Annotated in this window: 10 protein-coding genes; 7 read left to right on the top strand and 3 right to left on the bottom strand. The window is 45.5% G+C overall.

The window, feature by feature from the left end; all coding sequences use genetic code 11:
- Positions 1-197: 197 nt before the first annotated feature.
- The 3 genes from L5M11_RS08435 to cmoA form a co-directional block, all read right to left on the bottom strand.
- Positions 198-2,057, bottom strand: coding sequence for a M3 family metallopeptidase (locus L5M11_RS08435; RefSeq protein ID WP_263191854.1), 1,860 nt, complete (start codon positions 2,055-2,057; stop codon positions 198-200).
- Between the two features lie 295 nt (positions 2,058-2,352).
- On the bottom strand, positions 2,353-3,345 hold the full coding sequence (gene cmoB, locus L5M11_RS08430; RefSeq protein WP_263191852.1) for a tRNA 5-methoxyuridine(34)/uridine 5-oxyacetic acid(34) synthase CmoB: 993 nt from the start codon (positions 3,343-3,345) through the stop codon (positions 2,353-2,355).
- A complete protein-coding gene (gene cmoA / locus L5M11_RS08425; RefSeq protein WP_263161336.1) occupies positions 3,342-4,073 on the bottom strand; it encodes a carboxy-S-adenosyl-L-methionine synthase CmoA in 732 nt (243 codons plus the stop codon). The genes cmoB and cmoA overlap by 4 nt, the downstream gene beginning before the upstream one ends.
- A 150-nt stretch (positions 4,074-4,223) precedes the next feature.
- Here cmoA and L5M11_RS08420 point away from each other — a divergent pair, with 150 nt between their 5' ends.
- The 7 genes from L5M11_RS08420 to L5M11_RS08390 all read left to right on the top strand — a co-directional run bounded on the left by L5M11_RS08420 (position 4,224) and on the right by L5M11_RS08390 (position 15,868).
- Positions 4,224-7,034, top strand: coding sequence for a transporter substrate-binding domain-containing protein (locus L5M11_RS08420; protein ID WP_263191851.1), 2,811 nt, complete (start codon positions 4,224-4,226; stop codon positions 7,032-7,034).
- Positions 7,035-7,218: 184 nt separating this feature from the next.
- Positions 7,219-8,997, top strand: a complete 1,779-nt coding sequence (gene aspS / locus L5M11_RS08415; RefSeq protein ID WP_028759851.1) for an aspartate--tRNA ligase — start codon at positions 7,219-7,221, stop codon at positions 8,995-8,997.
- Positions 8,998-9,309: 312 nt separating this feature from the next.
- Positions 9,310-10,056: a YebC/PmpR family DNA-binding transcriptional regulator gene (locus L5M11_RS08410; RefSeq protein WP_263186401.1), complete on the top strand. Its 747-nt coding sequence runs from the start codon at positions 9,310-9,312 to the stop codon at positions 10,054-10,056.
- 104 nt (positions 10,057-10,160) lie between these two features.
- A complete protein-coding gene (gene ruvC, locus L5M11_RS08405; protein WP_006081743.1) occupies positions 10,161-10,682 on the top strand; it encodes a crossover junction endodeoxyribonuclease RuvC in 522 nt (173 codons plus the stop codon).
- On the top strand, positions 10,679-11,296 hold the full coding sequence (gene ruvA, locus L5M11_RS08400) for a Holliday junction branch migration protein RuvA (RefSeq protein ID WP_028759853.1): 618 nt from the start codon (positions 10,679-10,681) through the stop codon (positions 11,294-11,296). The genes ruvC and ruvA overlap by 4 nt, the downstream gene beginning before the upstream one ends.
- 47 nt (positions 11,297-11,343) lie before the next feature.
- Entirely contained in the window at positions 11,344-12,348 is a 1,005-nt protein-coding gene (ruvB, locus tag L5M11_RS08395) for a Holliday junction branch migration DNA helicase RuvB (RefSeq protein WP_028759854.1), read from the top strand.
- 1,000 nt (positions 12,349-13,348) lie between these two features.
- A complete protein-coding gene (locus L5M11_RS08390; protein WP_131524072.1) occupies positions 13,349-15,868 on the top strand; it encodes a TonB-dependent receptor plug domain-containing protein in 2,520 nt (839 codons plus the stop codon).
- Positions 15,869-15,872 lie beyond the last annotated feature (4 nt).

Here is a 15,872-nt window from a genome sequence, read left to right as displayed (position 1 = left end):
CTCAAAAAACCGATAGATTGAGGCTTATAGTGGCCACTTCTTACGACTTTTTCAATTAAATATCATAGAGTCAGTCGTTTTCACGACATACAGCTAACTATGTCGCGCTAAGTTATTAAGGTGATAGAGAGGCGAATCATGACGATTAGCTGTGTTTGCGCCCGAGCGAGTCACAAACACATCCTAAGCATTAACACTTAAAACGCACAAGAACCTGTTGCGTCGAAAGCTTGGGTGTTGGAATTGTCAGCATGTTCTGAAGCGGTGCTATTTGAAATTCTTTGGATCAGCGCAGCACTATCAACGGGGGCGCCAATGACCGCTTTTAATTGGTCACTTAAGCTCAAAGCGTCTTCATTGATGACTAATACATTGAATAATTTTAGTTTGTCTTGGCAGTTGAATGTGGATTGAGCTACCAGCTGGGCTAGCGATGCTTGCCAGAGTGATTGGTAGTAGAGCGGTCCTTCGTTGGCGATAGCATTGAAGCTATAAGGATAATCCTGTGTTTGTGGCCAGTCTTGACCAAAGCTCGCATTAAACTCCGCACCGAGATCGGGGTAGACTTGTGCACTTGAGTTTTGGTAAAAGTTGACTGCAACCTTAGCGCGAAAGACTTTAAGCTGCTTCGAATAAGCTTTAGCCAGTGTTTCACGCTCCTGTAAATAGGTGTGCTCAAACTGCGGAAAGAGTTGATGGCGCAGTACTTCTGCTAACCAAAGACTCGCCACAAAATAGCTATCTTGACTCTGTCCCATGGCATTGTTGAGGTAGAAATGGCTCGCTTTAGCAAGAGAAGTGACAGCCTCTGCGATAGACTCGGTTAATTGCTCAATGTCTTTGTAGTTACTCAGCTGTGGCTTGAGATCTAAAGCTTGTTGTCCAAATTGCTGGCCGAGTACACTTTGGCGCAATGTCTGCTGTTGACTACCTTGCTGTGGATTTGGGTTGTACGCCACATAGATTTCACCTAACAATCTTTGCTGGTGGTAGACCCTAACGATATGCGGCCGATTAGGAACGGTTGGTATTTTCTCGACCTTAGCGGTTTCTATGGTCTCAAAGTGTAAACCAAACACTTGCAGATAAGTAAAGCTGCGACTCAAGACGTCAGAGGTTTGCCATGTCGGCCCCTTGGCTGATGCTTGTTGTGACAGGGTTCGCCCAATATCCCAAGGAGCCACCTGCAGATCTTGGGTTTGGCTATCGAGAAAGGCTTTGACTAATTCAGGGGACGATAACTGCTGCGAACTAAGCGCTAATGCGCTGTAATCGGTAAAGCCTGCAGCAGTGGCGGCTTGTTGGCGCTGCTCAGCAATTCGCTCTAATGCCGTTTGGTTGGTTTCACTGGCTCTGGCTTGGTAGGCCTGCCATACATTTTGGCGACATACGGCGTTTTCTTGCGTCAGTAAGTAACTGGCGATAGTGCCAGAAAAGTCGCTCTGCTTTGAACTGTCGGGCTTCGGCTCGTCACTTTTATCCTCTTTTTTATGCAGATGTTGCTGCTGAGTCACTTCGGGTTGGCATTGGCTGTCATTGAAGGCAAGACTAAATTGTTGACTGCCTAACCCTTGGCTTATGCTGGCTTGTGCAGTATGTAATTTCGCTTTCTCCTCGGCGCTCCAATGCTGTTGTAGTAACTGTTTAAGCTGTTGGCTCAGCAGTATTTGTTCTGCATTGCCTTGGGCTAAGGCGTAGGCTAGTTGACTCCATTCAGTTTGGCTGAGAAGTTGCGACAGGGTGTCGGCGAGGTGTAGCTGGCATTGCAGTAGACCCTCGCGTTCCTCGCTTGGTAAGTTAAACCCACGGTAATAGTTGAGCCTGTCGTTGATATTATTAAGCCCTAACATCTGTTGCTCAAAAATAAGCGCGCGCTGGGCCAAGGTTAATTCAGACGCAGTTAAACGTGCATTGGCGAACACAGTCGCGAGATCAATACTTGGCAAACGCAGGCATTGTTCAACTAAGAGGGGAACAGGGCTTGGCGCCGCATAGGCGGCATTCGTAACATAAAGGCTCAAGCCAAACAGGCTAACCAGTAAAGTGGGTTTTAACATGGGTTATGTGTTCTGCATCTGTGATGGAATGAGTTAACTTTGACTTAGTATCCAATTGAGTTAGCTTCAAGTCATTGTTATGCATGAAACCCTGTTCTGTTCTGGATGTCAACGATAAGGGTGGGAGTCGCAAATGTATTGCTATTCAAGGAAGGAGTTACACTGAGCTGCTGAACACTTACATATTCCAGATGTACTAGAGGAATGGTGTTCTTTCGGCTTTTGATATCAGCCATTACCAACTCAAACTCTGAGGACGTAATGACTGATATTCGCTTACTTCAGACTGAAAAGGTTAGTTTAAATCCTGATTAGGCTGATTTTTTACTGCGATAATCGTGGCGCGTTTGGGCGCAGGATAACCTTCAACCGTTTTGGTGATGTCGTTAGGATCTAGGTATTCAACCAGTGATTCGTTGGGCATCCAGTCGGTACGGCGTTGCTCGGCAAGGGCTGTGACATCGGTATCGACACAACGGATATCAGTGAAATCACACTTTTTTAACCATAGCATGAGCGCGGCAACGGACGGAATGAACCATACATTATTCATTTTGCCATATCTATCTTGAGGCACGAGTACGGCATTTTCGTCGCCATCTATCACCAAGGTTTCTAGCACGAGCTCACCACCGGTGCGCAATTGATCACGCAGCTGTAACAAGTGATCGATAGGCGAACGTCTGTGATATAAAACGCCCATGGAGAAAACTGTGTCAAATGCATCGAGCGGTGGCAGCTCTTCAATACCCAATGGTAACAGGTGTACAGGGTGATGTGTGCCCGCTAAACGTTTGACGGCTTCAAACTGACATAAAAACAACGGCGAAGGGTCGATACCGACGACACGTTTGGCATCTGAGCCCAACATGCGCCACATGTGATAACCACTGCCACAACCGACATCGAGCACAGTGCGGTTGTTTAGCGGCGAAATATGTTGCTTAACGCGGTCCCATTTCCAGTCACTGCGCCATTCGGTATCGATGTGGATGCCATGAATGTGGAAGGGGCCTTTACGCCATGGCATAAACAAACGCAGCAGGTTTTCAAGCTTCTCTTTTTCGCCTGGGCTAAGTTGCTCGCCGCTACCGACGGTCACGCTATCGATAAAATCTATTTGATCTGGTGCAGGATAGTGCAGCTTGTTGAGCACTTTTTCCCACTTTGGCAGGTTGCCGTGTTTATGATCCCGTTGCCACTTGCCTAAAATGCTCGGCAGGGTTTCGAGCCAGTGTTGTAGATTTGAATCGGCGATTTGTTGGTAAAACGAGCTAAAGCTGATCACTTGATGGCCACCATAGAAGCAAAGTTAAAGCATTGGAACCAGAGACTAAAGTGACTAAAGCCTTGGCTGGTGAGTCGTTGTTGATGCGTGGTTAAGGTGTCTGGCTTCATGACATTTTCCAGCGCACTGCGTTTTTGGCTGATCTCAAGTTCGCTGTAACCATTAGCGCGTTTAAAGTCTAAATGTTGCTCTTCCAATAGGGTTTGGATAGGAGCATCTTCGAAGCGAATTTTTTCTGATAGTACTAACATCCCGCCGGGATTCAGACCTTGATAAATCTTCGCTATCAGGGTTTCTCTGTCTTCTGGCGGTAAAAATTGCAAGGTAAAGTTGAGTACCACCAATGACGCATTTTGAATATCGATATCGCGAATATCACCGCAAACCAGATCGACATCCGTATCGCTGACATAGGCATTCAGGTTCTCTTGGCAGCGTGCGACCATAGATTCACTGTTATCTACAGCAATAATGCGACATTGGCGGCCTTGGATTTGGCGACGAATACTTAAGGTCGCAGCACCGAGTGAGCAACCCAAATCGTAAATTTGAGTATTTGGCATGACGAAACGATCTGCAAAATCGCCTATGGTATTGATAATTTGCGCATATCCAGGCACTGAGCGGCGGATCATGTCACTGAATACGCCTGCTACACGGTTATCAAACTGGAAATCGCTAATATGCTCGCTCGCTTGAGCGTAGATAGTGTCTTGAGAAACGTTCATCTGAGATTTTTCATGGGAATTCAACTGTGCATTTTAACGAATCAGAGCGATTAGCAGCAAGTCTCATGCTAGTAATTTGCGATAAATTTTTGTCTAATACTTAATAGATAACAAAATCGTTACATGTACATCAAGTACTAAGGGCTCAACTTGAAGTTTGTGATCCACTTAATTGTGATCTTGTGCAGCTGTTTTTTGAGCATAACGGGGCAGGCAAGTCCGTTGTCCTCTGAGCCATTAATCATCGTTATGGGTGAGGATAGCTTTCCCTATCAATATGTCGACAACGATGGCGAGCCGACTGGATTACTGGTTGATTTATGGAAAGAGTGGGCTAAACAAAGCCATACCCAAGTCGTTTTTGTGGCGCGCCACTGGCATGAGTCCCTTGATCAACTGCGGCAAGGTAAGGCGCAAGTGCATATCGGCATGGGGAAAATCCCAGAGCGAGAGCAAGAATTTGATTTTGCAGTGCCCATTGCGGATGTGGGCACTTTTTTGTATTTGCATAAATCCTTGCAGGGCAAAAAATCCATCAAAGAACTGATCCCCTTTCAAATTGGTGTGGTAGCGGCTTCATCCCATGAAGCGGAATTACACCGTATCGAACCGCAGCTTGTGTTTAAACGCTACGAAAGTCGTGAGAAATTATTGGCAGGGGTCGCCGCGGGCGAGATCGTAGTCTTTGCGGGGTTAGAAGGCTATTTGAAAGATCCCGACTCATCCCAAGAGATTGCCGCAAACTTTCCCAATACTGCCCGCCTTCAAATTAAGGCGATGCAGTTTGTACCCGCAGTTCAAAAGGGCAATCTTGCATTAGTCGATAAAATCAATAAAGGTTTCACTGCGCTCGATGCGCACTTTATTCAGCAAACGGAGCGACGTTGGCTTGGCTATCAACGTCAACAAGCTGGACTCGTTATTTCGATGCAACTGGGCGTCGAGCCTTTTGTGGACTTAGGTGTCGATGGTTTACCCCATGGCTTGTATGTGGACATGTGGCAGCTTTGGTCTGAGAAAACGGGTATTGCCGTTGATTTTATTTCTGGTGATATGAACTCTAGCGTGGACGATGTTCGTCGTGGTCTCGCCGATGCCCATATAGGTTATCCTGAAAGTGATGATGTTAAAACGGGCCTTACTCAGGCTTGGCATTTATATACAGTGAAGAGTCGACTCTTTCTCTATCAGCAACAGTTAACCGATTTAGACAGCTTAAAAGGTAAACGTATTGGTGTGGTGCCGACAGCGCCTTATTTGGTGGATTTGCGTAAAGCATTACCCCAAGTGTCACTGCGTTATTACGACAGTATGGATGCCATGGTGGCGGGGGCGAGGTCTGGAGAAGTTGTCGGTTTTATCGCCGCGGGTGCATGGACATCCCATTATTTACTGCTCAATAAAGGCTGGTCTGACTTTAGCCAGTATCCTGATCTCGAATTTAGCACCAACATTTATGTGCTGACCCGTAGCGATGATGCTGGCCTTACACAGAGGATAGCCAATGGGTTTAACAGTATTAGCAATCAAGAATTTGCTGAGATTGAACATAAATGGATGCTCAATCCTAAAGATCATGTTTTTACCCAAGCTGAGCGCCATGTCAGCTTAAGCCCCGCTGAGCAGGCCTATGTGGAAAGCGTAGGCGAGCTCAAAGTCGGTTATCTAAAACAATGGCCACCGATGGAGTTTATGGATGAACAGGGTGAGTTTGCGGGGATCAATAGCGATATCGTCAAATTGCTCAAGGAACAACTCAAACTTAAGCTCACGCCCGTTGCCTTTGATGATTGGCATTCGTTAATCGAGGCGTTGCAAAAGGGCGAGGTGAGTTTAGCCGGCAGTGTCGCGCAAACGGCGGAGCGCCAGCAGCGTTTAGCGTTTAGTGAAGCCTATTGGCCATCGCCGTGGGCCTTAGTGTCGCAACTGGAACAAGTCTCGGTTTTTAATATTGCTCAGCTCGCAGGTCAAAGGGTGGCTGTGGTTGAGGGATATCATTTAGTGGCGCAATTGATGAGTCTGGAGCCTTCGCTCAAGTTAGTCATAGTGCCAAATACGCAGGCCGGATTAGCGGCCGTGACGAATGGCAATGCGGATGTGTTTATCGATAAAGTGGTGACTTTAGCTTCTGAGCTTAAAACCAGCCACTATCCGACACTGAAAATGTCGCTGCTCAGTGATCTCGCCGATCAGCATAGTCATATTGGTGTTTATCCTCAATTTGCGCCGCTGGTGCTGCTGATTAATAAAGCTTTGGCTTTGGTTGATGCTCAACATCAGCAAAAAATATATACGCGCTGGGTGTCATTTTCTGTGGCGACAGAGAGTGCTAAATATCTGCAATGGCTGCGTTATATCGTATTTGGCGTAATAGTCTTATGCTCAGTGATGGTGGCGGTGTTGTTAGTGAATCGCCGCTTAAATCGTGAGATCACCCAGCGATTGGTGGCAGAAAAACGTTTGCTGCATGTGGCTAATCATGATGCTTTAACTCAGTTGCCCAATCGCGCCTTACTTGATGACAGACTAACCCAAGCTTTGCTATCTCATCGCAGAGAACAGGCACATTTCGCTTTGTTATTCATCGATCTCGATGGTTTTAAACAAATCAATGACCAACACGGTCATCCCATTGGCGATGAATTACTGGTACTGGTCGCCCAAAAGTTAACCAAGGTTATCCGTGGCTCAGATACCGTTGCGCGATTTGGCGGCGATGAGTTTGTTATCCTGCTAAATCGTGTGCAAGATCTCGATGCCGTTACCCAAGTAGCTGATAATATTCTACAGGCACTGTCGAGCCCTTTGCTTATTCTAGGCGTCAGTGTCAGCATAGCCGTTAGTATCGGCGTGGTGATTTACCCCCGCGATGGTGACACAGCGATAGGTTTGTTGAAAAAAGCCGATCAGCTGATGTACCAAGCAAAAAGTAGCGGCGGGCGTTGTTATCGCTCAGCTTGATGTTTTTTTGAACGCTCATGCTCAGATAGTGCGTTCGCCTCTAGTCAAGGGCGTAAAACTGTTTGATACTTCACCGCCTAAGTGTGAAGTACTTTGGTAATCGGCATTATTTTACTATAATGCCGCTTTTATCTCGTTTTGATTATTTCCAAAGCACCGGTTTCCGGATAAAGGATAGAGTTAGATGCGCAGTCATTATTGTGGAGACGTCAATAAGTCTCACGTTGGACAAGAAGTTACCTTGGTAGGTTGGGTTAATCGTAGCCGTGATTTGGGTGGCGTTGTCTTTTTAGATTTAAGAGACAGAGAAGGTCTCATCCAAGTGGTCTATGATCCAGACTTACCTGAGGTGTTCAATGTCGCTAGCACGCTGCGCGCTGAATTTTGCGTTCAGGTCAAAGGCTTAGTTCGTGCCCGTCCTGATAGCCAAGTCAATGGTCAAATGAAGACGGGTGAGATTGAAGTCTTAGGTCAAGCCTTGACGATTATCAATGCTGCCGATCCACTGCCATTGAGCATGGATAACTACCAGAACAACAGCGAAGAGCAACGTCTTAAGTATCGTTACTTAGATTTACGTCGCCCAGAAATGGCGCAGCGATTAATTTTCCGCGCTAAAGTGACCAGTTCTGTGCGTCGTTTCCTCGACTCAAACGGTTTCTTAGACATAGAAACCCCGATCCTGACCAAGGCAACCCCAGAAGGTGCCCGCGATTATTTAGTACCAAGCCGTACTTATAAAGGTCAGTTCTTTGCCTTGCCACAATCGCCGCAGCTGTTTAAACAGTTACTGATGATGTCAGGCTTTGATCGTTACTACCAAATCGTAAAATGCTTCCGTGATGAAGACTTACGTGCCGACCGTCAGCCAGAATTCACCCAAATCGATATCGAAACGTCTTTCATGAGCTCTGAGCAAGTGATGGCGAAAACCGAAGAGATGATGCGTGGTCTGTTCCTTGAAATGCTGAACGTCGATCTCGGCGAGTTCCCGCGCATGACCTACAACGAAGCGATGCGTCGTTTTGGTTCAGATAAGCCAGATTTACGTAACCCATTAGAGCTGGTGGACATTGCCGATTTACTCAAAGAAGTGGAATTTGCGGTATTCTCTGGTCCTGCGAACGATGAAGAAGGCCGTGTTGCTGCGCTGCGTATTCCGGGCGGCGCTGCGCTGTCTCGTAAGCAAATCGATGATTACACTAAGTTTGTTGGCATCTATGGTGCTAAAGGCTTAGCATGGATGAAGATTAATGATCTAAGCCTTGGCTTAGAGGGCATTCAATCACCTGTGCTGAAATTCTTAAACGAAAGCATAGTCAATGAAATCGTCAGCCGCACTGGCGCGCAAACTGGTGACATTATCCTGTTTGGTGCAGATCAGGCGACTGTGGTTGCCGAATCTATGGGCGCACTGCGTCTTAAAGCGGGTGAAGATTTCAGCTTATTACAAGGTGAATGGCGTCCACTGTGGGTAGTTGACTTCCCAATGTTTGAGAAAATCAACGGCAACTTCCACGCGGTTCACCATCCGTTCACCGCACCGCGCGGCGTAACGGCGGCAGAACTTGAAGCTAACCCAGCAAATCGCGTTTCTGATGCTTACGATATGGTATTAAACGGCTGCGAATTAGGCGGTGGTTCAGTGCGTATCCACAACCAAGAAATGCAGTCTGCGGTATTCCGTATTCTGGGCATTACTGACGATGAGGCTAAAGAGAAATTCGGATTCCTGTTAGAAGCGCTGCGTTACGGCACACCGCCACATGCTGGTTTAGCGTTTGGTTTAGACCGCATCATCATGCTGATGACGGGCGCAAGCTCAATCCGTGATGTGATGGCGTTCCCGAAAACCACCACTGCCGCTTGTCCGCTGACTAACGCGCCTGGTTTTGCCAATCCGCAGCAATTAGCTGAACTGGGTATTGCCGTGGTTGAGAAAGCTGTTAAAGCGGAAGACTGATCTTTTGTAAGAGGGCTTTGTAAGGCGACTTTTGTAAATCGACCTTATTCAAATCGACATTATGTAAATCGTTTTAGTGTAACTCGTTTTAGTGTAAGTCGATTGACGTTAGCCTTGTCAGTTATTTTTAGTCGTACCGAAAACCGAGGCATGAGCCTCGGTTTGTTTTAGTGAACCGCCATTCCACCGCTTATCAATATCTGTTAGTTCAATCCTTTAAGTAAATAGCCGTTATTTAGTCTCATTCCATATTCGGCTCTTGATAAGCTTTGCGATGGCACCTAGATGATACCTAAGTAGAGGAGACTTCCCATGGCAGGTCACAGTAAATGGGCCAACATTAAGCACCGTAAAGCGGCTCAAGATGCTAAACGCGGTAAACTCTTTACTAAATTCATTCGCGAGTTAACCGTTGCAGCCCGTGAAGGTGGCTCAGATCCCGACTCTAATCCACGATTACGTGTCGCCATCGATAAAGCCCTCGGTGGCAATATGACCCGAGAAACGGTTGAGCGTGCGATTAAACGCGGCGCCGGTGAATTAGAAGGCCAGCAACTCGAAACCATTCTCTATGAAGGTTATGGCCCAGGCGGCACTGCTGTGATGGTTGAAACCATGACGGACAATCGTAATCGTACTGTGAGTGGTGTACGTAATGCGTTTAGTAAATCGGGCGGTAACTTAGGCACGGATGGGTCGGTTTCTTATCTGTTCACTCAGCGTGGGGTGTTATCCTATGCGCCGGGAACTGATGAAGATGCATTGATGGAAGCGGCGCTTGAAGCGGGCGCGGAAGATATTGTCAGCTATGATGATGGTGCTGTGGATGTGTTTACTGATCCCGTTGATTTCTATACGGTGAAAGAGCAGCTCGATAAAGCCCATTTTGTGGCGGATAATGCCGAAATCGCGATGATAGCCTCGACGAAAGCTGAGCTTGATCTAGAAACCGCCGAAAAATTTATGCGCCTTATCGACACCCTTGAAGATCACGATGATGTGCAAGAGGTGTATCATAATGCGGAAATCTCCGATGATGTGATGGCAAGCCTAGGCTAGATAGAGTGTGAGCTGAATTGGGGCTTCAATTGATGCCAATTTCAACTCGCAAATGCTAACGTAGGAACAGGGACGCAAATGTAGATCCCATATTAAGGTATTGAATGGCAATTATTTTAGGTGTTGACCCAGGTTCACGGATCACAGGCTACGGCGTGATCCAATGTCAGGGACGGCATCAGATTTACCTCGGCAGTGGTTGTATTCGCACTTCGTCTGAAGAGCTGCCTGGCAGGCTCAAGCAAATATTTGATGGGATCACTGAGATTATTCGTCAGTATCAACCGGACGAATTTGCGATTGAGCGCGTATTTATGGCAAAAAATGCCGATTCTGCGCTCAAGTTAGGCCAAGCACGCGGCGCGGCCATTGTTGCTGCCACAGTCGCCAATTTACCTGTGGCCGAATACAGTGCGACTCAAATTAAGAGCGCCGTCGTGGGTACGGGGCGAGCACAGAAAGCCCAAGTACAACACATGATCCAACAACTACTTAAATTACCCGCTGCCCCACAAGCTGACGCCGCAGATGCACTCGGTGTTGCTGTGTGTCATTATCACACCAGCCAGAGTTTAATTGCATTGAGTGGCCGGGCAACGGCAAGAACATACGGACGGTACAGATGATAGGTCGTTTACGGGGCGTGCTCGTTGAGAAACAAGCACCAGAAATTTTGATCGATGTTAATGGTGTTGGTTACGAGTTGCAGATGCCGCTTACTAGCTTTTATGAGCTGCCTGAAGTTAATCATGAAACTATGGTCTACACCCACTTTGTGGTTCGTGAAGATGCACAGCTTCTCTATGGTTTTATCACTAAGCAGGAAAGGGCGTTATTTCGCTTACTGATCAAGACCAATGGTGTCGGTCCCAAGCTCGCACTGACCATTTTATCAGGCATGACAGCCGCAGAATTTGTGGGCTGCGTTGAGCGCGATGACATAGTGACCTTAGTGAAATTACCGGGTGTCGGCAAGAAGACCGCCGAGCGGTTACTGGTAGAAATGCGCGATAAGCTCAAGAGCTTGATGGAAGCCTCCGCAGGCTCAGAGCGTGAGTTCGTGCTGCAATCCAATTACTCACCCGCACCGACAGTCAATAGCGCCGAAGAAGATGCTATTTCAGCTTTAATTTCACTGGGTTATAAACCACCGCAGGCGAGCAAATCGGTTTCTGCAGCCTACAAAGAGGGCATGGATTCAGAAACCCTGATCAAAGCCGCCCTTAAATCGATGCTTTAATTGAACAATGATGATAATTAAGATGAAAGCTGCGATAAGGAATAACAATGATTGAGGCAGACAGACTCATCCAGCCGCAGATCCAAGCTCAAGATGAATCCATCGACAGGGCGATGCGCCCTAAAATGCTCGATGAATACACGGGTCAAGATGACACTCGGGCACAGCTTAAGGTGTTTATTCAAGCGGCAAAGAATCGTAATGAAGCCTTAGATCATATGTTGATTTACGGTCCGCCGGGATTGGGTAAAACCACCTTAGCCATGATTGTTGCGAACGAGATGGGGGTGAACATTAAATCCACCTCTGGGCCTGTGCTGGAAAAAGCGGGCGATCTCGCCGCACTTTTGACCAATCTCGAATCCGGTGATGTGTTATTCATCGATGAAATCCACCGATTAAGCCCTGTGGTGGAGGAGATTTTGTATCCAGCGATGGAAGATTATCAGCTGGATATCATGATAGGTGAAGGGCCGGCAGCGCGCTCTATCAAGCTTGATTTACCGCCGTTTACTCTAGTGGGTGCGACAACACGGGCAGGAGCTTTGACTTCACCACTTCGGGCGCGTTTTGGGATCCCGCTACGGCTTGAATTCTATAACATCAAAGATTTAAGCACCATAGTCACGCGTTCGGCGCAGGTGATGGAACTGGATATTGATGCTGAAGGTGCATTTGAAATCGCACGCCGTTCACGTGGTACACCGCGGATAGCTAACCGACTGCTTCGCCGCGTGCGGGATTACGCGCAGGTGAAGCATGATGGCGCTGTCACTAAGTTTGTTGCCGACCATGCACTAGACTTGCTGGATGTTGATAATGAAGGTTTCGATTATATGGACCGCAAGTTACTACTCGCCATTATCGATAAGTTTATGGGTGGCCCAGTTGGACTCGATAACTTAGCTGCAGCCATAGGCGAAGAGCGCGAAACCATTGAAGATGTGCTAGAGCCATTTTTGATCCAGCAAGGCTTTATCCAACGCACGCCCCGCGGCCGTATTGCAACCGCACGGGCATATCAACATTTTGAGTTGATCAAACCCGAGTAAATATCAGTTTGATGATTTATATGGTTAAGAGGCGGCCTGAGAGTCGCCTTTTTTATGGGAAAAATTTACCTTTGCATACAATTTGGGTGAAGTAAAAGCGATATTTAAACAAATTAAGGGGCGGTAATTGGAGGGGATAATGAGCTTTTATGAGTTGATAGGTATAAATTCTCATTATTAAATTGTATCAAAACTCCAAAGTATTATGGCTGTTTTCAGCTCGTTATTTAGACGTTAATAATGGATTTTATATAGAAATCTATATATTTACAGCTATCTACTGATGCCCTTTATTTATCAACAAGTGTATCAGCGTGGTGTGTTTGTTGAGCTAAAGTCTGAGATCTTCACTATTAAGGTTGATTTTTTCTCTGAGATTAATTTAATTCAACAAATTGGATTTAGGCCATTAAATTCTCAAAACAAATAGTCGCTACAGTTACCTTTTTTAGGTTTTTCATACGGAACAACTTGTAATGATATTGTTTTGTTTTTATTGATGGCTTTGTTTTTATGCATAGATAACACAATTGATGCTGATTGTATCTTTTGTTATGTACTGATTTAGCGAGATTATCTTAATTATTATGGCTATTTCTAGTTGCTCACGCCTATAGATATGCAGTTTAAGTGGTAGTTAATCAATACTTCATTCCAATTCAAGGCTCTCGCTGTATCGAATAAGTGTGATGTATATCACACTTATTGGTATTGAATATGTTTCGCAAAAGTAATTTGTTAACAGTGTTAATCACTGGTAAATCATTATAATTAAGGCTTAATCTCTGTGTAATTATATATATTAAGTCTTATTGAAAATAAAAATCATAAAATTAAACAAATTAACTCAAATTTATTAACATTAATTTTTTATTGGTTAATATTTTGAGCATTGACGGAGTTAAAGTGAATCATCAGTATCGAGTGCAACACTAGTACAGCAATAGTTGTACAAGCTGTAAGCATAAAAATAATAGTAAGATCTAGGGAGCATTCATACATGATCAAAAGAACGAAAGTTGCGTCAGCTATTAATTTAGCTATCGTTGCATCTATCACTACAGGTGCATTTGTTACGTCAAGCGCATTTGCTGCTGAAGAAAAAGCAAAAGTTGAACGTATTGAAGTTACAGGTTCACGCATTCAACGCCAAGATATGGAAACAGCATCTCCTGTGACCGTTATCGATGCTGCTGCGATTAAAGCGGAAGGTTTCACTTCTGTTGACCAAATGCTGCAAGTACAGACTTCGATGGCGGGTGCGGCAGTGGGTTCAACCACAAACAACGGTGCTGACGGTGTTGCCCAAGTTGACTTACGTGGTATGGGTTCACAACGTACGCTTGTGTTATTGAATGGTCGCCGCATGGTTAACTCAGGTTCAGGCGCTGATAGTGCAGTGGATCTGAACTCGATTCCAGTCGCTATGATTGCGCGTGTTGAAATTCTGAAAGACGGCGCATCAGCGGTTTACGGTTCTGATGCCATTGCTGGTGTAGTGAACATTATCACGAAGAAAGATTTTGAAGGTTTCCAGTTCGATTTTAACGGCAGTGGTACAGATAAAGGCGATGGCGAAAGTGGTGATGTCAGTGCACTATACGGTTTTAACACCGATGGTGGTAATTACACCTTTGGTGCCGCTTTTTCTGACCGACGTGGTGTGATCCAATCTGATCGTGATTGGACTAAACCTGGTGCGAGTGGAATTATACCAACGGGTTCACTAGATGGTATGGTTCAAGATGCTAATGGTAATTGGGTAGCACAAACAGAGACTTATGATTTCACCCAAGATAGCTACTATCAAACACCAAGTGAACGTCGCAGTTTATTTGCTAACATGACTCAAGAGCTGGGTAATGATGTTGTGTTAACTGCAGATGCTATTTATACCAACCGTCGTTCTCATCAGCAAATGGCAGCTCAACCTGCACAGCTATATCTTGATGTCTGTGGTCAACCAGATGCAGATCCATTAAAGTGTTTAACACTTGATAGTGATATGATTGCTGCAGGTATTAAGCCTGATGATCATGGGCAAGTCTTCTATGCTAGACGTATGAATGATGTAGGTCCTCGTATTTATACTCAGGATACTGATACTTGGCGTTTATCAGGTGGTCTAGCGGGTACTTTAGACGTTCATACAGGTATGAACTGGGATGTTACTTATACATTTGGTAAGAACAAAGCAGAAACCGCAGTAGAGAACTCTATCAATGCTAGCGATATGCGTAACGCTATTTATGCTAATCCTGATGCTTGGTTGAGTGGTGCACCACTTACACAAGCGATGAAAGATGCTGTTGGTTATACAGAGGCTGCAAATGGCGGTAATGAACAACAGACATTATCTGCGGGCTTGAATGGTGAGTTGTTTGATTTAAAAGCGGGTGCCGTTGGTTTTGCGATTGGTGCTGAATACCGCCGTGAGAGTGGTTTCTATAATCCCGATCCAATTGTTGTCGCAGGTGAAAGTACTGCAGCACAGCAAGATCCAACCGATGGTAACTACAACGTTATTTCGATTTTTCAAGAAGTAAGTGTGCCTTTCACCGAGAAATTAACGGGTGAATTCGCGCTGCGTTTAGACGATTACTCAACATTCGGTAAAGCGACCACTTGGAAAATTGGTTTAACATACACTGCAACAGATGACTTAATGGTTCGGGGTGTTGCGGCTACAGGCTTCCGTGCTCCAAGTGTTGCTGAATTATATGGTGGTAATTCGGGATCGTTTGATTACCTTACAAATCCTTGGTTGTCAGATGATGAACAGCCAGGACAAATTTTGGTAAACCGTACTTCTGATCCAGATTTGAAGCCTGAAGAGTCAGAGTCTTATACTGCTGGTTTAGTGTATTCGCCAAGCTATCTTGATGGTATGTCTCTGACATTAGACTACTGGCGCTTCAAAGTGGATAACGCGATCGCCCGTTTAGATACTCAGGCTGGCTTAGATGATTGTAAAGATGGCATTACGTCAGCTTGTGAAACGTTTAATATTACCCCAGAAGGTGACTTGCGTAATTTAACGAATGCGTTAACCAACGTAGGTTATCAAGATACTAGCGGTATTGATTTTAACTTAGCCTATAACTTTGAAGGCTTAGGTTTGGATTGGAAAATCAGCAATGACACTACATATTTATTGAACTTTGAGCAGGATAATAAAGATTACACTGATACTATCGACGGTAACTTCGGTGCTTACGCTAAGGTTCGTAATAACTTCAGTCTCTCAGCTGGTCAAGATGATTGGAGTGTTATGTACTTCAACCGTTATATTGGTGAGATGACAGACTTGGCGAAAGGCTATGATGTTGACTCAGTGCTATACCACAATATTTCTGGAACATATCACATCACAGATATGACAACTGTTAGTTTAGGTGTGAAAAACTTCACTGATGAAAAACCATCACGTGTTTCTAACGGTAGTGATGGTGGCACAGTTCCACAAGTATATGACACAATCGGCCGCGTGATTTACGGTGGTGTAACGGTTAAATTCTAAGCTA

Source organism: Shewanella sp. SM87, assembly GCF_025653705.1.
Lineage (GTDB): Bacteria > Pseudomonadota > Gammaproteobacteria > Enterobacterales > Shewanellaceae > Shewanella > Shewanella oncorhynchi.
The sequence above is the reverse complement of the archived record's forward strand: the minus strand, read 5'-3'. Positions and strand labels throughout refer to the sequence as shown.